A 23332-nucleotide genomic window follows, 5' to 3' on the forward strand; every position below is an offset into this window, starting at 1 on the left:
CCGTCCGGACCCGGGTGGCCTCCGAGTTCGCGATCGGCATCAGGAGCGGCTACGACCCGGTGACGGGAGGAGACGCGTGCTGATCGCCGGCATGAACCAGAGTGCCGTACGACGGGTCAACACCTCCGTGATCCTGAGGGCGTTGGCGGTGTCGGCCGGCCCGCGGAAACTCACCGAACTCGCCGCGCAGACCGCTCTGTCCCGTCGCACGATCGAGCTGGTCCTGGACTCGCTCGTCGAGGCGGGCTGGGTCGCCGAACTCGACCGGGTGCCCATCAGCGGCTGCGCCGGACGCCCGGCCCGCCGTTACGAACTGCGGGCCGAACACGCCCTGTTGGCCGCCGTACGGGTCACGACCGTCGACGCCTCCGCCGTCGTCGCCGATGTGCGCGGCCACATCCTCGGCCGGGCCCATGGTCCGCTGCGCGCCTACGAAAATCCGGACACCACCCTCGACGACGCCGCCGGTCTGGTCCGCCGGGCCCTCGACGACGCCGGCGGCTCGGTGGACCGGCTGCGCGCCGGGGCCATCGCGGGCGGCGGTGCCATCGACGACGAGGGAGTCGTACGGCGTCTGGTGCACACCACCCGCTGGGAGGGCGTGCACCTGCCCGAGGAGCTCGGCCGGCGCGTCCCGGTGCCCTGGTTCGCCGACAACGACACCAACCTCGGTGCGCTGGCGGAGCGTTGGCGGGGAATCGCCGCGGATCACGACAACGTCGTCTGGGCGATGCTCGGAAACCGGACCGGGCTCGGCATCCTCATCAGGGGGGCCGTGCACCGTGGGCTCGACGGTGCCGCGGGTGAGATCGTCGAGGCACGCTCGATGCCGGCCGGCTCGGTCGAGGACCGGCCGGTCGCCGCCCTGACCTCTCCGCTGGCCGCCCAACGCGCCCTCGCCCTGGCCCGGTTCGAGGCGGCCCGCGCCGGTGACACCGCCGCGCTCGCCGAGGTCGACGAGTTCGTGGAGAACATCGCCTCGATCCTCATCACCCTGTCCTGGACGGTCGCCCCCTCGCTCATCGTCCTCGGCGGCGGCCTCGAGGACGCCGCCGACGTCCTGCTGCCGCGGGTGCGCGCCGTGTTGCGGGACGCCCGGGCCCCCGCGGTCGAACTGCGCGCCACCGCGCTCGGCCACGACGCCCCGCTCGTCGGCGCGGTGAAGCTCGCCCTGGACCGCATGGACACCGAACTGTTCGGACCGCTCGTCCCGGTCGACTGACCCCCACACCACACGCACCCGGAGCTCCACTTGACCCACACCCCCCGCACGGATGTCCTCATCGTGGGCAGCGGCATCATGGGCTCCCTCGTGGCCCGCCTCCTGCGCAGGAGCGATCCGGCGCTGCACATCACCATGGCCGACGGCGGCAGCCCGATCGGCGGTGCGCCCGGGCGGCACCTGCACGACCTCGACGATCCCGAGCTGTGGGCCCGCTACAACGAGAAGGTCGCCACCGGCATCCAGGGCATGTACACGGGAGCGGAGGTGGTCCGGGAGGTGGCGGACAGCCTTCCCGGCCTCACTCCCGGCATGTTCCACGCCCTCGCCTTCGGCCAGGACGCCGAGGCGATGCCGCAGGCCGCGCTCGCCTGGAACGCGGGCGGCATGGGCGTCCACTGGACCGCCGCCACCCCCTGGCCCGCCCCGGACGAGGTCTTCGACTTCGGCGACCCCGACGCCTGGGCGGCCGACCTCGACACCGCACGCAGGCTGCTCGCCGTCACCCCCGCCGCGATCGGCCCGACCAAGGTCGGCGAACTCGTCCTCGATGTCCTGCGCCGACGCTACGGAGGCGCAGGACCCGCCGACCGGGCCCCGCAGCCCATGCCCATGGCCGTCACCCCCACACCCTCGGGCCCCATGCCCCGCACGGCCCCCGGGACGATCTTCCCCGCCCTCGCGCAGGGCGGCGATCCGGCCTTCACCCTCCTCACCGGCACCCTCGTGACCGCCCTCGGCACGGAAGGCGGCCGGGTCACGAGGGCCCGTCTGCGCCGCGTCGCCGACGGCACCGAGTCCGAACTCCGTGCCGGCACCGTGGTGGTGTGCGCCGACGCCCTGCGCACCCCGCAACTCCTGTACGCCTCCGGCATCCGACCCGAGGCCCTGGGCCGCCGGCTCAACGAGCACGCCTTCGTCACCGCCCGCGTCCTGCTCGACCTCGACCGGTTCGGCCTGGACGCCGACGCCCTGCCCCTGCCGCGTCCCGGCGAGTTCAGCACGGACTCGCTGTGGCTGCCCTGCAACGGGCCCGCCCAGCCCTTCCACGGCCAGATCATGAACCGCACCTACGTCGACGGGACCGGCCGGCCCCTCGCGCACTCCGTCGGTCTGTCGCTGTACGTCCCCGTCGAGTCGCGACCGCAGAACCGGCTCGTGTTCTCGGCGAGCGGGACCGATCTCGCCGGGCTGCCCCGCATCCGCGTCGAGTTCGGCTACTCCGAGGCCGACCGTGCGCTGATCCGCCGGGCGCTGGACGAAGTCCGTTCCGTCGCCGAGGAGTTCGGCCCCTTCGATCCCGCGACCGAGTCCACCGTGCTGCCGCCCGGTTCCTCGCTGCATCTCACCGGCACGGTCCGGGCAGGCGTCAGCGACGACGGCACCAGCGTGTGCGACCCGGACGGAAGGGTGTGGGGCTTCGACAACCTGTATCTGGCGGGGAACGGAGTCGTTCCCACGGCGATGGCCGCCAACGTCACCCTGACCGGCGCCGTCACCGCGGTACGGGCCGCCCGTGCCGTCACCGCGCGCATGTGAACGACTGGCACCTGAACCATCGAGAGGAACCGAAAGTGACCGACATCGCCAGGGAATACCGCATCGCCCTGCCCGCCTGGATCGACGACGAACTCGCCGACACGCCCGCCACCCTGCCCACCCACGAGGACCGGATGCGTCTCGTGCACCGCCTCGCCGACCGCAACTGGCGCGAGGGCAACGGCGGTCCGTTCGCCGCGCTCGTCGCCGAGCGCGCCTCCGGCCGGATCGTCTCCGTCGGCGTGAACGTCGTGCTGTCCACCGGAGTCTCCAGCGCGCACGCCGAGGTCGTCGCCCTCGGCCTCGCCCAGGTCGCCACCGGCAGCTGGGACCTCGGCGGCGACGGCCTGCCGTCCCACGAACTGGTCGTCAACTGGCGCCCCTGCGTGCAGTGTTACGGCGCCACGATGTGGTCCGGAGTGCGCGGACTGGTGGTCGCGGGTGAGGGTCCGGAACTGGAGGAGATCACGACCTTCGACGAGGGCCCGGTCGGCTCCGACTGGGCCGAGCAGTTCGAGAACCGAGGCATCGAGGTCGTGGGAGACGTCCTCAGGGACGAGGCGCTCGCGGTGTTCCGGAACTACCGCAAGGCCGTCGACGAGTCCGACGACGTCGTCGTCTACAACGCGCGCGGGGGAGCGGAATGAGCCCCCGCTTCGCGACGGACGTCGTCACCTTCCACCACCCCGGCTTCTGGGACCGCGACTCCGCCGACGCGGTCCGCGCCTGGGCCGCGGACCGTCCGGACCGCTTCTGGGGACGGGTGCTGGACACGCTGGCCGAGACCGAGGTCACCGGCATCGAGCTGACGTTCGCGCCCGGCAACATCGACTCGGCCCTGCGCGCCTTCGGCAGCGCGGAGGCGTTCCGCCGGGAACTGGCCGGCCGCGGTCTGGCGGTCGTCAGCGCCTTCGTCGCCGACAGCGACGCCCCCGACTGGCGGCACGGCGGCAACCTGTCCGCGATCGTCGCGGACGCGGAGCGCCGCGCCGCCTTCCTGGCCGAGGTGGGCGCCGAGGTCCTCGTCGCCGGACTGCCGATGAGGACGACGTACGGCACCCGCCCGCCCTTCTTCGTCGACGCCGCCTACATGAACCGGATGGCCGACATCGCGCACGCGGTGGGCGAGGCGGTGTCCCGGTCCGGGGTGCGGCTGGCGTTCCACACCGAGTCCCACAGCACCCTCTGGTACGAGCGGGACATCGACCTGTTCATGGCTCTGACCGACCCGCGCTACGTCTGGCTGTGCCCGGACTCCTGCCACATCGCGCTGGGCGGCGGCGACCCCGTCGCGGTGGCCCGGCGCCACACTCCGCGCATCACGCTGGCCCACTGGAAGGACGCGGTCGCTCCGATCGACGTCCATCTCACCGTCGACGACACGGTGTACTCCCGGCAGCAGCCGTACATGGCGGAGCTGGGCAGGGGGATCGTCGACTGGGACGGCTGGGCGGACGCGATGTCCCGCACGCCCGGCGCGGACACGGTCCTGATCGAACTGGACGAGGCCGCCGATCCGGTGGTCGCGCTGCGGGCCGGCACAGCCGTCGCGAAGCGGGTGCTAGCGGCGCAGTTCGCCGTGAGCGGTCTCCGGGAGCCGCAGGTAGACCAGTGACGAGCCGAGGCACAGGAGGGCCACGTACCAGGGGAACAACCCGGCGTGTCCCAACTCCTTGAACAGCGTGCCGATGTACGGCGCCGTCCCGCCGAACAGCGCGACCGTCAGGGAGTACGGGAACCCGATCCCGGCCGCCCGCACCCGGGGCGGGAACACCTCCGCGTTCACCGCCGCGCTGATCGAGGTGAACCCGGTCAGCAGCACCATCCCCGCGCACTGCACGAGCAGCAGGACCGCGAACGAGTCCCGCAGCGCGTGCAGCAGCGGCACGCTCAGCAGCGCGAACCCGACCCCGAAGAACAGCAGCAGCGGCCGCCGTCCGAACCGGTCCGACAGCAGGCCGCCCAGCGGCTGGAGCAGACCGAAGAAGGCCAGCGAGATCGTGCCCGCGAGCAAGGCGTCGGACTTGTCCACCCCGGCGTTGAGTTCGGCGTACGTGGGCAGGTACGACGTCCAGGTGTAGTACGCGATCGTGCCGCCCATGGTGATCCCGCAGATCAGCAGCGACTCGCGGGGATGGCGTCGCAGCGCCTCCAGCAGGGCGGGCCGCGGCGCCGACCGCTGCTCCGCGCTGCGGGTCTCCTGCGCGCCCTGCCGGATCCAGAAGCCGACCAGGGACAGCGCGGCCCCGAGCACGAACGGCACCCGCCAGCCCCAGGCGTCCATCCGTCCCTCGCTCAGTGTGTCCACCAGCACGGTGGCGATCCCGGACGCGAGGAGCTGCCCGGCGGTCGTCGACACGTACTGGAAGCTGGAGAACAGCCCGCGCCGGCCCGGGCCCGCCGACTCCACCAGGAAGGTCGTCGAGGCCGCGAACTCCCCTCCCACGGACAGCCCTTGGAGCAGTCGGGCGAGCACCAGGACGACCGGGGACAGCACGCCCACCGCCGCGTACGTCGGCGTCAGTCCGACCAGCAGGCTGCTGCCGCCCATCAGCAGGATGGTGACCGTCAGCGCGGCCCGCCGCCCGTGCCGGTCCGCGATCGCCCCCATCAGCAGCCCGCCGACCGGCCGCATGAAGAACCCGACCGCGAACACGGCGAACGTCGAGAGCAGCGGCACGAGCGAGTTGTCCGCGCCCTTGGGGAAGACGGCGGCAGCGATGTAGGTGGCCAGAAACGTGTAGGCGTACCAGTCGTACCACTCCACGGCGTTGCCCACGGAGGCAGCCAACAGCTGGCGTACAGGCCGTTTCGCGGGCGGCGCCACCGGACGTGTCGTCTCTGTCATGATCGCGACCATCCCCCGCTCGCGCCGCATCACACCTCCCGTACCCGCGACTTTCACATCAGCGACACCAGACCCTTCCCTGTCGTTTGGTGGACTTGGAAAACTCGCTGCGCGCACCTTCCGTCACGTTCCGGCCACCGATGCGCAGGATGAGAGGTCCCCTCACTCATGACTGACGTCAACCGGCGCAGATTCCTCCAACTCGCGGGTGCCACCACGGCCTTCAGCGCGTTGTCGAACAGCATCCAGCGCGCCGCCGCCCTCCCGGCCCACCACCGCACCGGGACCATCGAGGACGTCGAGCACGTCGTCGTCCTGATGCAGGAGAACCGCTCCTTCGACCACTACTTCGGCTCGCTCAGGGGCGTGCGCGGCTTCGGCGACCCGCGCCCGGTCACGCTGGACAGCGGCAAGTCCGTCTGGCACCAGACCGACCGGAACGGCAAGGAGATCCTGCCCTTCCGGCCCGAGGCGAACGACCTGGGCATGCAGTTCATCCAGGACCTGCCGCACGGCTGGAACGACGGACACGCCGCCTTCAACGGGGGCAAGTACGACAAATGGGTCCCCAACAAGGGGTCCACGACGATGGCGTACCTGACCCGCGAGGACATCCCCTTCCACTACGCCCTCGCCGACTCCTTCACCATCTGCGACGCCTACCACTGCTCGTTCATCGGCTCGACCGACCCGAACCGCTACTACATGTGGACGGGTTACACGGGCAACGACGGCCAGGGCGGCGGCCCGGTCCTCGGCAACGACGAGGCGGGCTACGGCTGGACTACCTACCCCGAGCGCCTGGAGAAGGCAGGGGTTTCCTGGAAGATCTACCAGGACGTCGGCGACGGGCTCGACGCGAACGGCTCCTGGGGCTGGATCCCGGACGCCTACCGGGGCAACTACGGCGACAACTCGCTGCTGTACTTCAACCAGTACCGCAACGCCAAGCCCGGCGACCCGCTGTACGACAAGGCCCGCACCGGCACCGACTACACCAAGGGTGAGGGCTACTTCGACCAGCTCAAGGCCGACGTCAAGGCCGGGAAACTGCCCCAGGTCTCCTGGATCGTCGCCCCGGAGGCCTTCACCGAGCACCCCAACTGGCCCGCGAACTACGGCGCCTGGTACGTCGCCCAGGTCCTGGACGCGCTCACCTCCGACCCGAAGGTCTGGGCGAGGACAGCCGTGTTCATCACCTACGACGAGAACGACGGCTTCTTCGACCACGTCGTCCCGGCCTACCCGGCGGGTTCCGCCGCACAGGGCAAGTCCACGGTCGACCCGGCCCTCGACCTGTTCCAGGGCAGCGCCAGCCACCCGGCCGGCCCCTACGGCCTCGGTCAGCGCGTGCCCATGCTCGTCGTCTCGCCCTGGAGCAAGGGCGGTTACGTCTGTTCAGAGACGCTCGACCACACATCGATCATCCGCTTCCTGGAGCGCCGCTTCGGCGTCCACGAGCCCAACATCTCGCCCTGGCGGCGGGCCGTGTGCGGCGACCTCACGGCGGCCTTCGACTTCTCCCGCAAGGACACCAAGCCGGTTGCCCTGCCGGACACGGACGGCTTCGAGCCGCCGGACCGCGTGCGACACCCCGACTACGTGCCGGTCCCGCCCGCCGTCGGAGCCCTGCCGAAGCAGGAACGCGGACTGCGTCCGGCCCGCCCGCTCAAGTACGCCCCGCACGTGGACGGTTCGGTCGACGCGAAGGGCGGCAGGTTCACGCTCGCCTTCGCCTCAGGGGCCAAGGCCGGCGCCGCCTTCCTGGTGACCTCCGGCAACCGCACGGACGGGCCCTGGAGTTACACCACCGAGGCCGGCAAGTCCGTCTCGGACACCTGGAACTCGGCGTACTCGAAGGGGTCGTACGACCTGACCGTGCACGGCCCCAACGGCTTCCTGCGCTCCTTCAAGGGGTCGAACAAGACCGCCGGGCCCGAGGTCACCGCCCGTCACAGTGGTGACGACATCGAGCTGACCTTCACCAACAGCGGCTCCGGCCTGGTCCGTCTGAAGGTCGAGAGCGGCTACGGCGACCGGGTGCGGACCTTCACCGTGCGGCCCGGCACCACCGTGCGGCACACCTTCGGCCTCGCCAGGAGCCGCCGCTGGTACGACCTCACCGTGACGGCCGACGGGGACCCGGCGTTCCTCAGGCGATTCGCCGGACATGTCGAGAACGGGCGCCCCGGAGTGAGCGACCCGGCCGTCATCACCGGGTAAAGCCGCTGCGCAAGCCGCCGAACAGGTGGCCGGATCGCGATGGTCCCGGGGTAATGTGCCCCGGTGACCACGCATTCGAACACACCTGCCGGTTGGTACCCCGATCCGCACGGAGCGCCCCAGACGCTCCGTTACTGGGACGGGGCGCAGTGGACCCAGCACACCAACGGCCAGCAGCAGGCGGCGGGCCAGGCCCAGGCCGTCCAGGCCCCGCCGGCCCAGCAGGCGCCCCAGATACCGCAGCAGGCGGCCGGCCCCGACGCGCGCGTGCAGCGTCAGGTGCAGCAGCAGGCCGGGGTCACTGCGGGCGGTGCGGGCGGCGGCACGCTCTTCACCGAGCCGGTGCTGGTGGTGAACCAGAAGGCCAAGCTGATCGAGCTGACCAACGAGTACAAGGTCATGGACCAGCACGGTCAGCAGATCGGCTCGGTCACCCAGGTCGGGCAGAGCGCGCTGCGGAAGATCGTGCGCTTCCTGTGGAGCATCGACCAGTTCATGAAGATCAGGCTGGAGATCCGGGACGCCCACGGGCAGCCGGTCCTGCTGCTGACCCGGCCGGGAAAGATCTTCAAGTCCCGTGTGATCGTGGAGCGTCCGGACGGTTCGCCGGTCGGTGAGATCGTCCAGCAGAACATGATCGGGAAGATCAACTTTGCGCTGATGGTGGACGGTCAGCAGGTCGGCGCGATCAAGGCGGAGAACTGGCGGGCGTGGAACTTCGCGATCGTCGACCACGCGGGGAACGAGGTGGCCCGGATCACGAAGACGTGGGAGGGGCTGGCCAAGACGATGTTCACGACCGCGGACAACTATGTCCTCCAGATCCACTACCAGTTGCCCGAGCCGCTGTTGAGCCTGGTGGTCGCCACGGCGCTGACCGTGGACACGGCGCTGAAGCAGGACGCCCGGGGGTTCGGCTGACCGGGCCTGGATCGGTCAGAGCGGTGTGAGGTGCCCCGGTTCGGAAGGCCGGGGCACCTTCACGTCCCGCAGTGACGGTTCCAGTGCCAGGACCGCTGCCACTGGGTGGTCGTCGTGTGCCAGGACGTCCGCCACCGGGTGGTCGTCCTGCACCTCGGCGGGAGCGACCCGGCTCAGCAGCACCACGCCCCACGAGGCCAGGCCCGCGCCCGCCAGCGCCAGCAGCACACCCGCCGCTCCGCCGCGCAGGCCCTCGCCCAGCAGCGAGAGCCCGATGATCGCCGCGGCCAGCGGGTTGGCCAGGGTGACCACCGCGAGCGGGGCGCCCAGACCGTCCCGGTAGGCCGTCTGGGAGAGCAGGAGCCCGCCCGCCGCGAAAGCCGCGACGAGCAGCGCCACGCCGATCACCTGGACGCTGAGCAGGGATCCGGAGCGGTCCGTCGCGGCCACCGTCACGGTCTGGGTGAGCGCGGAGGCGACACCCGAGGCGACCCCGGACGCCGAGGCGTGCCGTACCCCGGGCCGGGTGCCCGGGCGGGCCAGCAGCCCGATGAGCGCCGCCGTCGCCCCCGCCACCGCGACCGCCTCGGAGGTGCTCAGTACCCTCCCGGGTGCGGAACCCGACGCCACCACCAGGATGGCCGCGAGCCCCGCCAGCGTGTACGCCGTGCCCCGCCACTCCGTCGCCGTGACCCGGCGTCCCGCGATCCGCGCGCCCAGCGGCACCGCGGCGACGAGCGTGAGCGCGCCGAGCGGCTGGACCACGGTCAGCGGGCCGTACTTGAGGGCCACCACGTGCAGCAGCGCGGCCGACGCGTTGAGGGCGACGGATCCCCACCAGGCACCCGAGCCCAGCATCCGCAGCACACCCGAGCCGGGGTTGCGCGAGGCCAGGCGCTCCTGCGCGACCGCGGCGGCCGCGTAGGCGACGGAGGAGAGCAGGCTCAGGGCCACGGCGATCAGGGTGGCGTTCATCGGCCCGCTCCGACCAGGACGTTCTTCTTCTCGGATGGGGCCGGGGCGAGCTTCTGCCGGGCCCGTCCCGCCGTGCTCGCCGTGCGCTGCGGTGCGTGGAGGACCGCGAGGGCGATGCCGAGCAGCGCGGCCGCGACGATCGCGTCCAGCCAGTAGTGGTTCGCCGTGCCGACGATCACCGTCAGCGTCACCAGGGGGTGCAGCAGCCAGAGCCAGCGCCAACGGGAGCGGGTCGCCACGATCAGACCGATCGCCACCATCAGCGCCCACCCGAAGTGCAGCGAGGGCATCGCCGCGAACTGGTTGGAGAGGGTGTCGGTCTGCGGTGGGCCGTACACGGAGGGGCCGTAGGCCTTCGCGGTGTCGACCAGTCCGGCAGCCGCGAGCATCCGCGGCGGGGCCAGCGGGAAGACCAGGTGCAGGACCAGGGCGGCGCCGGTCAGCGAGGCGAGGACGCGGCGGGCCCAGACGTAGTGCGCGGGGCGCTTGAGGTAGAGCCAGACCAGGAAGGCGACCGTGGCCGGGAAGTGGACGGTCGCGTAGTAGGTGTTGGCGACGTGCGCGAGGGTGTCGCCGTGCAGCAGCAGCGACTGCACCGAGCGCTCCGAGGGCAGGTGCAGGGCCCGCTCCCAGTCCCAGACGCGACCGGCGTTGCGGAAGGCCTCGGGGGTGTGCCCCGCGACCAGTTGCCGGCCGAACTTGTAGACGAGGAAGAGTCCTACGACGAGCAGGAGCTCACGGACGAGCGGCGGCCGCGCTGTCGCGCCCGGCTCCGCTTCTGAAGGCTCGGTGCGGGCATTCATCCCCCGGCCCTTTCGCTGACGGTGGTGCGGGTACTGGATCCGGACAGGGTGATGACCCGTTCCGATCCCCAAACTCATCGATACGACATCGTACCGATACGCCAGTGTACCGATACGGTCGGGTACCGGTACACTGGCGTATCGATAGACGAACGACACACGGGAAACCGGGAATGAAACGCGCGGACCGCGCAGCAGGCCCGTCGCTCCGTGAGTGAGGAGAAGGGCAGATGACGTCGCAGGCCGCGGACGGACCGGAGACGGTCGCCGCCTCGCGCCGCTCCAAGATCACGCCGGAGCGTGAGCAGGAGTTCTTCGACGCCGTGCTCGAACAGATCCGTGAATGCGGATACGACGCCGTGACCATGGAGGGCGTCGCCTCCAGCACGCGGTGCAGCAAGTCCACGCTCTACCGGCAGTGGAAGACCAAACCCCAGTTCGTGGTGGCCGCGCTGCGCTCCCGGCGCCAGGCGAAGTTCGACGGCATCGACACCGGATCGCTCGCCGAGGACCTGCGCGAGGCCGCCCGGGCGGCGGGCCGGTGGTCGACGCGCGACACCAAGCTCCTCCAGGCGCTCGGCCATGCGGCGACCCAGGACGAGGAACTCGCGCGGGCCCTGCGGGAAGCCCTGGTCGAACCGGAGATCGCCGCCCTGAGGCACCTCCTCCAGCGGGGCGTCGACCGCGGTGAGATCGCCGCGGGACACCCGGCGCTGGAGTACGTCCCGGTCCAGATGTTCGGCGTGATCCGCGCCCGGCCGGTCATCGACGGGGAGTACGCCGACCAGGACTACCTGGTCCGCTTCGTCGAGGCCGCCGTACTGCCGGCCCTCGGCCTGACCTGACCCAGGCCGCCGTCCACGGGATGACTGGACGGCGACCTGCTCGCGCCGCACCGTGGGGACGGGGGCGGCGCGCACCCCCGGGCCGGGCGGGGCGCCTCCCGAGCGGAGAGGCGCCCCACCCGGCCGTCCGGCGTTGGCGGCGCGACGGTTTCGGCTCGGAGCCCTGGCCGTCCTGGCGTGGGAGCGCGGGCGTTTCGGCTCGGAGCCCCGGCCGTGCAGGTGTTTGGGGCGCGGCCGTCCCGGCGTCGGAGCCCCGGCTGTCCCGGCTTTCGGGAGCTCGGCGGACCCCGCTCCGGAGCCCCGGCGTCGGAGCCCCGGCTGTCCCGGCTTTCGGGAGCTCGGCGGACCCCGCTCCGGAGCCCCGGCGTCACACGTTGCTGCCGCTGCCGCCGCCCGTCGACACCTTGATCCCCTTGGTGATGTCGTCGATCACACCCTGGCCCTCGCCGACGTCCACACCGAAGCGCACCACCACGATCTGCTGCGGGTTCGCGGGCGCGGGGAAGGCCAGCGACTGGACATAGCCGTCGGAGCCCTTGCTGGTGACTGCCTTCCAGCGGACCAGGTAGCCCTTCCGCCCGGCCACGGTCACCGCCCTGGAGTCCAGCACGTCGTGCGAGGTGATCGAGCCGTAGGTCTTGCCGCCGTAGGACTGCTCGGCGTTCGCCTGGATGTCGGCCTTGGCGACCTGCTCGGCCGTGCTGCCCTTGCTGCCGAGCGCCAGGGCGGGCGCCGAGTAGGCACCGCCCTTCGTGCACGACGCGGAGGTGTCGCCGGGGCAGGCGTAGGAGTCCTTCGAGGTGACGGACGCGCCGACCTGGATCTCCTGGCCGTACCAGCCGTCCGGGATGGGCAGGCTGATCCCGTCGATCGAGTCGGTCACCGAACCGCTCTCGATCCTCGGCGCCTCGGAGCCCTGCGGGGAGGGCGTCTCGCCTCCGGAGCCGCCGTTGCCGCCATTGCCGCCGTCGCCACCGGAGCCGCCGTTGCCGCCGAAGGGGCCGCCCTGCCCGTTCTGGCCCCCGTTGCCGCCGAAGGGCCCGCCCTGGCCGCCCGGACCCTGCGAGTTGGCGGTGTCCTTGCTTCCGCCGTCGTTGTCGGTCAGCGCGTACACGCCGACGCCTATGCTCGCGAGGACCACGACCGCCGCCGCCACCGCCACCGCTATGCCCACCGGGCCGCGCCGCTTGGTGGTCGGCGGCTGCGCGGGATACGCCGGGTACGCCGGGTACGCCGGATGGGCCGCGTACTCCCCGGGGCTCGCGACCTGCTCCGGGGGACCCCATGCGGCGGCCGATCCGGTGGGACGGGTCTGCTCCGTCCACGCCCTGCCGTCCCACCAGCGCTCGGTGGCGGGACCGTCACTTGTCTGCCCGGGGTCGGGGTACCACCCGGGGGGAGTCTCCTGCGTCATGTCCCCACCGTAAGAGCACTCGGTGAAAGTGGGATGAGAGGGGCCCGGTCCATTCCGGCCGGGATCCCCACGCACGCCGGGCGACCCCTTCGGCACGCGCGCGTGCGGGGCGCCGCGGTGATCGTCGCGAAGGAGCCGCGGACGAGCCGCGGAGAACCGGACCGGCCACTGCCGAGGCTTCCAGCCGCGACTGCCGAGGCTTTCGACCCCCACTGCCGAGGCTTTCACCTCCCGCTGCCAGAAAGACAACTGACCGATAGTCAGGTTTGTCTGCGGCTGGTCACGGGCAGGGTGCGTCGCCTGCGCGTACCCCAGATCACCCGTCACGGCAACAGGTACCCCGACCGCCCTCCGCTTCCGCACCCGTACGGCTACGCTCGAGTTCTGAACGTCGTCCGGGCGACTTGGGGAGGTAGCGGGATGACGGAGGTACGGCCCACTGCGGCCGCCCCGGCCTCGCTGTGGGAGCGCGACGAGGAAATCACCGCCGTCGAACGCGCGGTCGACGCTCTGCGCGAGGACCACGCGTCCGCGGGCAGCGTGCTGATGATCGGCGGCGAGGCGGGCTTCGGCAAGACCGCCCTGCTGGCCGAGACCCGCAGGATCGCCGAGGCCCGCGGCTGCACCGTCTGGTCGGCCCGCGGCGGCGAGACCCTCAGGTCCGTCCCCTTCAACGTCGTACGCCAACTGCTCCAGCCCGCCCTGCTGTCGCTGATGCCCGAGGAAGCACGCGAGTACCTCGGCGACTGGTACGACATCGCCGGCCCCGCCCTCGGCATCGCGGACCCGGGGGAGCGGCAGGCCGACCCGCAGGGCGTGTGCGACGGACTGGTCGCCGCGGTGCGCCGGCTGGCCCGCCGGGACTGGCCGCTGGTGCTGACGATCGACGACGCCCACTGGGCCGACCAGGAGACCCTGCGCTGGCCCGCCGCCCCGGTGACGCCACCGGCGAGCGGGCCCGCCTCCTGGACGCGGTCGCCGCCACCGCGGGCCGCCCCGTCACCAATCTGAGCGCCCTCACCCCGTCGGCCGCCGAGGGCCTCACCCGCGCCACCCTGGGCGACCACGCCGACGCCCCGTTCTGCCGCGAGGTGTGGGCCGTCACCGGCGGCAACCCGTACGAGACCGTCGAACTCCTCGCCAAGGTCCGGGACAGCGGGATGGAGCCGAGCGAGGAGTCGGCGAGCGAACTGCGCGAGCTGAACCGCTCGGCCCGCGGCGGCGGACTCGTCGCCCGCCTGGAGGAACTCGGCATCGACGCCACCCGGTTCGCCTGGGCCGCCGCGATCCTCGGCACCGACATCTCCGTCGGTCTGGCGGCCCGGCTCGCCACCCTGAGTCCGCAGAAGGCGGCCCTCTGCGCCGAACTGCTGCGCAACGCCCGCATACTCACCGGGGTCCAGGGCGAGGCCGGCGAGCTGGAGTTCGTCCACCCGCTGATCGCCACCGCCGTCTACGACTCCATCCCCGACGCCCTGCGCACCGCCATGCACGGCATCGCCGCACAGCTCGTCACCGATTCCGGGCACGGCGCCGCGGCCGCCTCCCGGCATCTCCTCCAGGTCCACCCGGACGACGACGAGGAACTCGTCGAGCAGCTGCGCGAGGCCGCCCGCGAACACCTCGCCGTCGGCGCCCCGGACGCGGCCCGCCGCTGCCTGGAGCGCGCCCTGCTGGAACCCCCGCCGCCCGAGGTCCACGCGAGCGTGCTCTTCGAACTCGGCTGCGCCACCCTCCTGACCGCCCCGGCCAAGACCATCGGCCACCTCCAGACCGCGCTGGCCATGCCCGGCCTGGAGGGCTCCGCCCGGGTCGACGCCGTCATCCGGCTCTCCCAGGCCCTCATGCACAACAACCAGCTGGAGGAGGCCGTCCGCACCGTCGAGGCGGAGGCCGCCCGGCACGAGGAGGGCCCGGCCCGGCTCCGTCTCCAGGCCGTGCAGTACACCTGGGAGAGCCTCTACCCGGGCGAGACCACCTCCCCGGGCCGCTCCGAGCGCCTCGCCGCCCTCGCCGCCACCTGCACCGGCCGGGACAACGCCGAGCGCGCCCTGCTCATCCTGCGCGGCTTCGACGCGATGGCCCACGGCGAGAGCGCCGAGGAGATCGCCGAGAGCTGCGACCGCGCCCTGGTCAACGGCCGCCTCGCGCCCGGACTGGGCTGGACCGACACCGAGTGGGGCCTCGAACTGCCGCTGATGCTGGCCAGCGCGTACGCCTTCACGGACCGGCTGGACCGGGCAGAGGCCCTGTACTCCGACGCCCTGCGCACCTACGAGTCGGCCGGCTGGAGCGGCGGACACCTCGCGCTCGCCCACGCCTACGTCGGCCTCGGCCACCGCAGGCGCGGGCGGCTGCGGGAGGCGGAGACCTCGCTGCGCGAGTCACTGCGGCTCGCCGAGCGGGTCGGACGCGGACTGCCCCTGTACTGGTCGGCGACCTGCAACCTCGTCGACACGCTGCTCGCGCGCGGACATGTCGAGGAGGCCTGGGCGATCGCCGAGCAGTACGGGTTCGCCCCGCCCTACCCCGCCACGATCGTGCTGCCCGATCCGCGGTCCGTGCGCGGGCGGCTGCTGCTCGCGGTCGGCCGGACCAAGGAAGCCGTCAACGAACTGGAGGCCGCGGAGAAGGCGGCGCAGGTGCGGGGGCACCACAATCCGGTGCTGGTCCCCTGGGCCGTCGACCTCGCGCGCGCCCTCGCCGTGGAGGATCCGGTACGGGCGGCCCAACTGGTCAAGGAAGTCCGCCGGCATGCAGAGCGGCTCGGTACGGACACGGCCATAGGGGAGGCACTGAGGTGTGCGGCCGCGCTGGAGACGGGGCAGCGGGCGGTGCGGCTCGCTGCGCAGGCTGTGGCGTATCTGGAGGCGTCGCCGTGTCAGTACGAGCATGCGGCGGCGCGGGTGGAGTACGGGATTCTGGCTCGGTCGGTGGCTGAGCTGAACCGTGGGCTGGCGTTGGCTCGGTCGTGCGGGGCGGACGGGTTGGTGACCCAGGCCCGGGAAGTGCTGGAAACGGGGCGGGGGTTGCGGTGATGTCGTCTGCGCGCCGGTGGGGGCCGGCCGCGCAGTTCCCCGCGCCCCTGGGGAGTCACAGCGCGAGGAGTTGATCCGTCAACGCCATCAGACGCTTCTGCACCTCCCTGTCGTACGTCTCCTCATGCGCCCGAGCCGGACTCGTCCCGTCGAAGTAGCCGCCCGTACCCAAGTCCTTCGTGGCCAGGGCCAACACCCCCGGCGCCCCGTCCGCCACCGTCGACCAGGGCGCCATTCCGCCCTCCCTGACCATCGCCGTGTCCATGAACGTGGCCGGGTGGAGGACGTTCACCGCGACCCCCGTTCCCTTCAACTCCTCGGCCAGGGCGAAGGTGTGGGCCGCCAGGGCGAACTTCGCGCGGCGGTAGGCGGCGAATCCGGCGTAGCCCCGGGTGAACTCGGGGTCGTCGAAGTCGAGCGGCTCCTGCCCCACCGAACCCACGTTGACGATCCGGGCCGGAGCGTTCGCCGTCAGGGTCGGCAGCAGGGCCCGGGTCAGCGCCACCGGTGCCAAGTAGTTCACCGCCAGGCGGAGTTCGTGGCCGTCGGCACTCAGCTCGCGGCCTGTGCCGGGTGAACCGGCGCCCATACCCGCGTTGTTGATCAGCACATCGAGTCCGGCACGGGCCTCGGCGACCCGCGCGCCCAGGTCGCGCACCTCGGCCAGAGAGGCCAGGTCGGCCACGAACCCCTCGGCCTCGCCCTCCAGCCGCAGCTCCGCCACCAGGCTCTCCGTACGGCCCCGGTCGCGTCCGTGGGCGAGGACGACATGGCCGGCGCGGACCAGCTCGAAGGCGACGTAGCGGCCGAGACCCGAGGTGGCGCCGGTGATCAGGATGGTCGACATGCCCCCACGGTAGGCAGACCAGGGCGCCGCGTGCCTGCCCCTGCCGGTGTCACCCTTCCGGGCTCTCCTCTTCCGCCAGCACCCGCTGGGCCGTCGCGAACGCCGAGTTCGCCGCCGGAACCCCGCAGTACACGGCCGTCTGGAGCAGTACGGCCCCGATCTCGTCCGGCGTGAGCCCGTTGCGGCGGGCCGCGCGCACATGCATGGCCAGCTCGTCGTAGTGGCCGTGGGCGACCAGCGCGGTCAGCGTGATCATGCTGCGCTCGCGGCGGCTGAGCGTCGGGTCGGTCCAGATCTCGCCCCACGCGTAGCGCGAGATGAAGTCCTGGAAGCGGGCGGTGAAGGGGGTCTGACGGGACTGCGCCCGGTCCACGTGGGTGTCCCCGAGGACCTCGCGCCGCACCTCCATGCCCCGCCGGGCGCCGCCGTCGAGGTGGGCCCGCAGTGCGGTGAGCACGGCCTCCGGGCACTGCGCCGGGGCCAGGTGGGAGGCGCCCGGCAGCTCGACGAGCGTGGCACCCCGCACCGCGTCGGCGATCTCCCGCAGGTGGGGCGGCGGGGTCGCCGGGTCCTCGCGGCCCGCGATCAGCAGGGTCGGCGCGGAGATCCCGGCGAGCAGGTCGCGCAGGTCGAAGGCGGCCAGCGCGTCACAGCAGGCGGCGTATGCCTGCGGATCGGCCTCGGCGTGGTCCCGTACGAGCACCGGATCGGTGAAGTCACCGGCGAACCAGCGGGAGTTCGCGCTCTCCAGCAGCCACTCCAGCCCTTCCCGCCGGACCCGCTCGGCCCGCTCCTGCCACGGCCCCGCGCCGTTGAAGTGCGCGGAGGAACAGATGACCGCCAGTGAGGCGACCCGCTCCGGGTGGTGCACGGCCAGATGCAGACCGACGGCACCGCCCAGCGACACCCCGGCGTATGCGAACCGCTCGATGCCGAGGGAGTCGGCGAGTTCCAGCACCAGGGCGGCGAGGTCGCCCACCGTGGCGCCGGGCCCGATCAGGTCGGCCGCCGAACCGCCGTGCCCGGGCAGGTCCCAGCGGACCACCCGGTGGGTGATGGACAGCTCGGGCGCCACCTTGTCCCAGAGGGCGTACGACGTCCCGAGCGACGGCCCGAGCAGCAGAGGCGGCGCCGAAGCGGAGCCCTCGGCACGGTGGTTGAGGAGTTTCTCGGTCAACGTCGCTCCAGTGCGCGGTCGGTGAGGGCTCCGGCGGAGCCCGTGTAGCGAGCCGGGTCAGTGAGTTCCCCGAGGTCGACGTCCTTCAACTCGGGCTCCTGCGCGAGAAGTTCGCCCAGCGATCTGCCTTCGGCGTACGTCCGCCCGGCCAGCTCGGTCAGCAGCTCCTTGGCGCGGGCCCGGCCCAGCACGTCCGCCAGCTCGGCGGAGAGCCGCTCGGAGACGATCAGCCCGTGGGTGAGGTCCAGGTGCCGACGCATGGCGTCCGCGTTCACCCGCAGTCCCTCGGTGAGTTCGGCGGCGTCCCGGGCGGCGCCGCCGACCAGGCGCAGCAGATCCCTCAGCGGCTCCCATTCGGCGTGCCAGGCACCGGCCGGCCGCTCGTCCTCGGCGGCCATCGAGCCGTACAGCGTGGCCGCGAGCTGGGGAGCGCGCCGGGCGGCGGCCGCGATCAGCGTGGAGCGGACGGGGTTCGCCTTGTGCGGCATGGCCGAGGAGCCACCGCCGCTGCCCTCCGAGAGTTCGGCGATCTCGGTGCGGCCCAGCACCAGCACGTCCGTGGCGATCTTGCCCAGGGCTCCGGCCGTGCAGGCCAGGCACCCGGCGAGGTCGGCGACGGGCGTGCGCAGGGTGTGCCAGGGCAGGAGGGGCGCCTCCAGGCCCAGCTCCCGGGCGTAGGCCGCCGCGAGGCCCACCGGGTCCCCGGCTCCGTACACGGTGAAGGCAGCCAACGTGCCCGCCGCACCCCCTAGTTGAGCGGGGAGACCCTCCCGTACCCCGATGACCCGGTCCCGCGCGTCCAGTACCAGCGAACGCCATCCGGCCGCCTTCAGCCCGAACGTCGTCGGCACCGCGTGCTGGGTCAGCGTCCGGCCGGGCATCGCGGTGTCCCGGTGATCGGCGGCGAGCCGGGCCAGGGCACGCTGCACGCGGTCCAGGTCTGCCAGCACGAGGTCGAGCGTGCGTGCGGCCACCAGCATCAGTGCCGTGTCCAGGATGTCCTGGCTGGTCGCGCCCCGGTGCACATACGGGCCGTACTCCTGGCCCACCGCCTTCGTGAGGTCGGCGACCAGGGGGATGACGGGGTTGCCGCCGGCCCGCGCACGGCCGGAGAGGGACCGTACGTCGAAGCGGTCCGCGTGGGCCGCCCCGGTCACCGCCTCGGCCGCCCCGGCCGGAGCGAGACCCAGCCGGGCCTGCACCCGGGTCAGCGCTGCCTCCGCGTCCAGCAGCGCCTGGAGGAAGGCGCCGTCGGAGGTCGCGGAGGCGGCGGGGGAGTCTGCCCACCCGGGGGCGAGCAGACCGGTGTCCGGATCGGGAGAAGTCACTGGAACTCCAGGAAGACCGTCTCGCCTTCGCCCTGAAGGCGGATGTCGAAACGGTACGTCCCGTGACCGGTGTCGGCGGCGATCAGCGTGTCGCGGCGGTCCGCGTCCAGGCGGGAGAGCAGCGGGTCGGCACCCAGGGCCGCCTCGTCCCCCGGCAGGTAGATCCGGGTGAACAGGTGCACCAGCAGTCCGCGTGCGAAGACGCAGACACTGAGGTGCGGGGCGCTCTGTCCGCGGGCGCCGGGGCGCAGGGTGCGCGCGTACCAGTGCCCGTTGGCGTCGGTCTGGATGCGGCCCCAGCCGGTGAACTCCACGCCGTTGCGCCCCAGGTAGCCGCCGGTCGCCGGGTCGCGCCGGATCGAGCCGTCGGTCGTGGGCAGGTTGCCGTCCGGGTCCGGGCCCCACAGCTCCACGAAGGCGTCCGGCAGCGGGTTGCCCTCGCCGTCGGTGATGTAGCCCTGGACGGTGATGGTGTCCGGGTGGCCGACGGGCGCGATGTCACCGCCGCCGGGGAAGGGCAGCGCGTACCCGTAGAAGGGGCCGACGGTGTGCGAGGGGGTGGGCAGCACGCTCTCCGGCGAGCTGGTGTCGATCTTCGTCATGGCAGGTCAGCGTCCTTCCTCGACCCAGGTGGCGTGCGGCCCGTCCAGCACGATGTCCCAGTGGTAGCCCATCGAGAACTCCGGTACGGACAGGCTGTGGTCGTAGGTGGCGACCAGCCGCTGCCGTGCCGCGTCGTCCGTCACCGACTGGATGATCGGGTCGTACGGAAAGAGCGGATCGCTCGGGAAGTACATCTGGGTCACCAGGCGCTGGGTGAACGCGGTCCCGAACATGGAGAAGTGGATGTGGGCGGGGCGCCAGGCGTTGACGTGGTTGCGCCACGGGTAGGGGCCGGGCTGGATGGTGGTGAAGCGGTAGAAGCCGGAGTCGTCGGTGAGGGTGCGGCCGACGCCGGTGAAGTTCGGGTCCAGCGGGGCGTCGTGCTGCTCGCGTTGGTGGGCGTAGCGCCCGGCGGAGTTCGCCTGCCAGATCTCGATCAGCTGGCCGCGCACGGGCCGTCCGTCGCGGTCGAGCAGCCGCCCGGACACGGTGATGCGCTCGCCGACGGGCTCCCCGCGGTGGTGCCGGGTCAGGTCGTTGTCGATCTCGGTGATGTCCCGCTCCCCGAAGGCGGGGGAGTGCAGCTCCACCAGCTCCGGGTCCTTGGTCACGTCGATGGTGACCGGCGGCTGCTTCGGATGGCGCAGCACCGAGGAACGGTAGGGCGCGTAGTCGCGCCGCGGGTGATGCTCGACCGGTGCCCCGTCGGCGACCCGCTTCTCGTAGGCGGCGTGCTCGGCGGCGATTTCCTGGTCGATGTCGTGCTGGGTGAGAGTCATGGGGATTCCTGCGTTCCGTTAACGTTCGAGGACGAGAGCGAGACCCTGGCCGACACCGATGCACAGGGTGGCGACACCGACTCCGCCGCCTCTGCGGGCGAGTTGGTGGGCGACCGTGCCGGCCAGCCGCGCGCCCGAGGCGCCGAGCGGGTGCCCGAGTGCGATGGCGCCGCCCTGCGGGTTGAGGATGGCCGGGTCGAACTCGGGCCATTCGGCGACGCATCCCAGCACCTGGGCGGCGAACGCCTCGTTCAGCTCCAGGACCGACAGGTCGTCGAATCCCTTGCCCGCCTTGGCGAGCGCCCGGTTGACCGCCTCGACGGGGGCGAGGCCGAAGTAGTGCGGGTCCAGTGCGTTGACGCCGGTCGCGGAGATCCGGGCCAGCGGTTCGCGGCCGGTGGCGGCCAGGCCCTCGTCGTCGACGAGCAGCAGGGCGGCGGCGCCGTCGTTGAGCGGTGACGCGTTGCCCGCGGTCACGGTGCCCCCGTCTTTGCGGAACGACGGCTTGAGCTTCGCCATCGCCTCCAGCGAGGCGTCCGGCCGTACGCATTCGTCGGCGCCGAAGACCACCGGCTCGCCCTTGCGTCGCGGGATGGACACCGGCGCCAGCTCGGCGTCGAACAGCCCCGCCGCCTGTGCCCGGGCCGCCTTCTGGTGCGAGGCCAGGGCGAACTCGTCCTGCTGCTCCCGGCTGATCTTGTGCTTGTCGGCGATCAGTTCGGCCGACTCGCCCAGCGGGATCGTCCACTGCGGCTCCATGGCCGGGTTGACCATGCGCCAGCCCAGCGTGGTCGAGTACAGCTCGGTGTGGGCGGCCGGGAACGGCTTGTCGGACTTGGGCAGCACGTAGGGTGCCCGGGTCATCGACTCCACCCCGCCGGCGACGGCGATCGAGGCGTCCCCGAGGGCGATCGCCCGGGCCGCCTGGATCACCGCCTCCAGGCCCGAGGCGCACAGGCGGTTGACGGTCACGCCCGGCACGGAGGTCGGCAGTCCGGCGAGCAGGGCGGCCATGCGGCCGACGTTGCGGTTCTCCTCGCCCGCCCCGTTGGCGTTGCCGAAGTAGACGTCCTCGATCCGGGACGGGTCCAGGTCGGGCGTGCGGGCCAGGAGTTCACGGATCGCGTGGGCGCCCAGGTCGTCCGGGCGCACCGAGGCGAGGCCTCCGTTGTAGCGGCCGACGGGGGTGCGGACCGCGTCGACGATGTAGACGTTCTTCACTTCAGGTCCTCCGCGACACTCAGCTTGGCGTCGGTCTTGGCGGTGATCTCCTCGACGGTGACCCCGGGCGCCGTCTCGACCAGCACCAGCCCGTCCTCGGTCACGTCCAGGACGCCGAGGTCGGTGATGATCCGGTCCACGCACGCCTTGCCGGTCAGCGGCAGCGCGCACTCGGTGAGGATCTTGGGAGAGTCGTCCTTGGCGGTGTGCGTCATCACCACGATGACCGTACGGGCGCCGTGCACCAGGTCCATCGCCCCGCCGATCCCGGTGATCAGCTTGCCGGGGATGGCCCAGTTCGCCAGGTCGCCGGTCTCGGACACCTGCATGGCGCCCAGCACCGCCACGTCGATGTGCCCGCCCCGGATCATCGAGAAGGACAGCGCCGAGTCGAAGAAGGACGCCCCCGGCAGCACGGTGACGGTCTCCTTGCCCGCGTTGATCAGATCGGGGTCGACCTGGTCCTCGGTGGGGTAGGGGCCGGTGCCCAGGATGCCGTTCTCCGACTCCAGGATCACCTCGACGCCCTCGGGGAGGTAGTTCGGGATCAGCGTCGGCAGGCCGATGCCGAGGTTGACGTACTGGCCGTCCTGAAGCTCGCGTGCGGCTCGTGCGGCCATCTGCTGCCGGGTCCAGGCCATCAGTCGTTCACCGTGCCTCGTGCCGGAGCCGCGGAGACCGTCCGCTGCTCGATCTTCTTGTCCGTCGCCTGTTCCGGGGTCAGGGCCACCACCCGCTGGACGAAGATCCCGGGCAGGTGCACCGCGTCCGGGTCGATCTCGCCGGGCTCCACGAGTTCCTCTACCTCGGCGATGGTCACCTTGCCCGCCATCGCCGCGAGGGGGTTGAAGTTGCGGGTGGACTTGTTGAAGACCAGGTTGCCGTGCCGGTCCCCCTTCGCCGCCCGCACGAGGGCGAAGTCGGTGCGGATGCCGCGCTCCAGGACGTACTCGGTGCCGTCGAACTCCCGCACCTCCTTCGGCGGCGAGGCCAGCGCGACCCCGCCGGAGCCGTCGTAGCGCCAGGGGAGCCCGCCGTCGGCGACCTGGGTGCCGACCCCGGCCGGGGTGAAGAACGCGGGGATGCCGGCGCCGCCCGCCCGCAGCCGCTCGGCGAGCGTGCCCTGCGGGATCATCTCGACCTCCAGCTCACCGGCCAGGTACTGGCGGGCGAACTCCTTGTTGGCGCCGATGTAGGACCCGGTCACCCGGGCGATCCGCCCGGCCGCGAGCAGGACCGCCAGGCCCGACTCCATGGCCCCGCAGTTGTTGGAGACCACCGACAGCTCGGACACACCACGCTCGTACAGCGCCTGGATGAGCACGTTCGGCACACCGCTCAGACCGAAACCGCCCACCGCCAGCGACGCACCGCGGGGCACGTCGGCCACGGCCTCCCCGGCTGTGGCGACCACCTTGTCCATCCGCGCAGCCCCATCTCTTGATTTGCTCAGTGCACTGAGTATTTCGGCGAGGTTTCTCTTAAGCTGCCACTGTGGCAGCCTGGCGTCAAGGCTCGATATTCTTCAGTACACAGACCAAATCGACTC

General features: G+C 72.1%; 19 protein-coding genes and 1 pseudogene. 8 read left to right on the plus strand and 12 right to left on the minus strand.

The window, feature by feature from the left end; genetic code table 11:
* Positions 1–76: 76 nt before the first annotated feature.
* The 4 genes from IF54_RS0105460 to IF54_RS0105475 are packed head-to-tail and all read left to right on the plus strand — an operon-like array spanning position 77 to position 4376.
* On the plus strand, positions 77–1222 hold the full coding sequence (locus IF54_RS0105460; protein WP_037819350.1) for an ROK family transcriptional regulator: 1146 nt from the start codon (positions 77–79) through the stop codon (positions 1220–1222).
* A 30-nt stretch (positions 1223–1252) separates the two neighbouring features.
* Positions 1253–2761 carry a GMC oxidoreductase gene (locus IF54_RS0105465; protein ID WP_030315075.1) on the plus strand — a complete coding sequence of 503 codons (1509 nt, stop codon included), beginning with the start codon at positions 1253–1255 and terminating at the stop codon, positions 2759–2761.
* Between the two features lie 35 nt (positions 2762–2796).
* Complete coding sequence (locus IF54_RS0105470; protein WP_030315077.1) at positions 2797–3408, plus strand: nucleoside deaminase; 612 nt, start codon at positions 2797–2799, stop codon at positions 3406–3408.
* On the plus strand, positions 3405–4376 hold the full coding sequence (locus tag IF54_RS0105475; protein WP_030315082.1) for a sugar phosphate isomerase/epimerase family protein: 972 nt from the start codon (positions 3405–3407) through the stop codon (positions 4374–4376). The genes IF54_RS0105470 and IF54_RS0105475 overlap by 4 nt, the downstream gene beginning before the upstream one ends.
* Here IF54_RS0105475 and IF54_RS0105480 read toward each other — a convergent pair.
* Positions 4323–5621, minus strand: coding sequence for an MFS transporter (locus IF54_RS0105480; RefSeq protein ID WP_030315083.1), 1299 nt, complete (start codon positions 5619–5621; stop codon positions 4323–4325). The genes IF54_RS0105475 and IF54_RS0105480 overlap by 54 nt on opposite strands.
* A 156-nt stretch (positions 5622–5777) precedes the next feature.
* Here IF54_RS0105480 and IF54_RS0105485 point away from each other — a divergent pair, with 156 nt between their 5' ends.
* Together IF54_RS0105485 and IF54_RS0105490 are read left to right on the plus strand one after the other, a co-directional pair.
* Entirely contained in the window at positions 5778–7832 is a 2055-nt protein-coding gene (locus IF54_RS0105485) for a phosphocholine-specific phospholipase C (protein WP_030315084.1), read from the plus strand.
* Positions 7833–7895: 63 nt separating this feature from the next.
* Positions 7896–8753, plus strand: a complete 858-nt coding sequence (locus IF54_RS0105490; protein WP_030315087.1) for a phospholipid scramblase-related protein — start codon at positions 7896–7898, stop codon at positions 8751–8753.
* Between the two features lie 15 nt (positions 8754–8768).
* Here the strand turns inward: IF54_RS0105490 and IF54_RS0105495 are convergent, their stop codons facing one another.
* Positions 8769–9728: a hypothetical protein gene (locus tag IF54_RS0105495; protein WP_030315088.1), complete on the minus strand. Its 960-nt coding sequence runs from the start codon at positions 9726–9728 to the stop codon at positions 8769–8771.
* On the minus strand, positions 9725–10531 hold the full coding sequence (locus IF54_RS0105500; protein WP_030315090.1) for a phosphatase PAP2 family protein: 807 nt from the start codon (positions 10529–10531) through the stop codon (positions 9725–9727). Before IF54_RS0105500 ends, IF54_RS0105495 begins: the two co-directional genes overlap by 4 nt.
* Positions 10532–10761: 230 nt before the next feature.
* Between IF54_RS0105500 and IF54_RS0105505 the strand changes: the two genes are divergently transcribed.
* Entirely contained in the window at positions 10762–11376 is a 615-nt protein-coding gene (locus IF54_RS0105505) for a TetR/AcrR family transcriptional regulator (RefSeq protein ID WP_030315092.1), read from the plus strand.
* Between the two features lie 367 nt (positions 11377–11743).
* On the opposite strand, the gene IF54_RS0105510 is transcribed toward IF54_RS0105505, so the two are convergent.
* The gene (locus IF54_RS0105510; protein ID WP_030315095.1) at positions 11744–12790 is read right to left on the minus strand and encodes a DUF2510 domain-containing protein; all 1047 of its coding nucleotides are present in this window, start codon (positions 12788–12790) and stop codon (positions 11744–11746) included.
* A gap of 420 nt (positions 12791–13210) precedes the next feature.
* Here IF54_RS0105510 and IF54_RS39425 point away from each other — a divergent pair.
* Positions 13211–15828 (plus strand): annotated as a pseudogene (locus IF54_RS39425) (ATP-binding protein).
* A gap of 55 nt (positions 15829–15883) precedes the next feature.
* On the opposite strand, the gene IF54_RS0105520 reads toward IF54_RS39425, so the two are convergent.
* From IF54_RS0105520 to IF54_RS0105555, 8 genes are read right to left on the minus strand one after another with little or no spacing between them, the layout of a single operon-like run.
* Positions 15884–16675 (minus strand): SDR family NAD(P)-dependent oxidoreductase, encoded by a 792-nt coding sequence (locus tag IF54_RS0105520; protein ID WP_030315096.1) that lies wholly within the window; start codon positions 16673–16675, stop codon positions 15884–15886.
* 49 nt (positions 16676–16724) lie between these two features.
* Positions 16725–17852 (minus strand): 3-oxoadipate enol-lactonase, encoded by a 1128-nt coding sequence (gene pcaD / locus IF54_RS0105525; RefSeq protein ID WP_030315098.1) that lies wholly within the window; start codon positions 17850–17852, stop codon positions 16725–16727.
* Complete coding sequence (gene pcaB, locus IF54_RS0105530; protein WP_030315100.1) at positions 17849–19180, minus strand: 3-carboxy-cis,cis-muconate cycloisomerase; 1332 nt, start codon at positions 19178–19180, stop codon at positions 17849–17851. The genes pcaD and pcaB overlap by 4 nt, the downstream gene beginning before the upstream one ends.
* Positions 19177–19782, minus strand: a complete 606-nt coding sequence (pcaG, locus tag IF54_RS0105535; protein WP_030315102.1) for a protocatechuate 3,4-dioxygenase subunit alpha — start codon at positions 19780–19782, stop codon at positions 19177–19179. The genes pcaB and pcaG overlap by 4 nt, the downstream gene beginning before the upstream one ends.
* Before the next feature lie 6 nt (positions 19783–19788).
* Complete coding sequence (gene pcaH / locus IF54_RS0105540) at positions 19789–20562, minus strand: protocatechuate 3,4-dioxygenase subunit beta (protein ID WP_030315104.1); 774 nt, start codon at positions 20560–20562, stop codon at positions 19789–19791.
* Between the two features lie 18 nt (positions 20563–20580).
* The gene (locus IF54_RS0105545) at positions 20581–21783 is read right to left on the minus strand and encodes a thiolase family protein (RefSeq protein ID WP_030315106.1); all 1203 of its coding nucleotides are present in this window, start codon (positions 21781–21783) and stop codon (positions 20581–20583) included.
* Positions 21780–22424 (minus strand): CoA transferase subunit B, encoded by a 645-nt coding sequence (locus IF54_RS0105550; protein WP_030315109.1) that lies wholly within the window; start codon positions 22422–22424, stop codon positions 21780–21782. The genes IF54_RS0105545 and IF54_RS0105550 overlap by 4 nt, the downstream gene beginning before the upstream one ends.
* The gene (locus IF54_RS0105555; RefSeq protein ID WP_030315110.1) at positions 22424–23206 is read right to left on the minus strand and encodes a CoA transferase subunit A; all 783 of its coding nucleotides are present in this window, start codon (positions 23204–23206) and stop codon (positions 22424–22426) included. Before IF54_RS0105555 ends, IF54_RS0105550 begins: the two co-directional genes overlap by 1 nt.
* Positions 23207–23332: the final 126 nt, after the last annotated feature.

The organism is Streptomyces sp. NRRL B-3229, from assembly GCF_000719505.1.
Classification (GTDB): Bacteria; Actinomycetota; Actinomycetes; order Streptomycetales; family Streptomycetaceae; genus Streptomyces; species Streptomyces griseorubiginosus.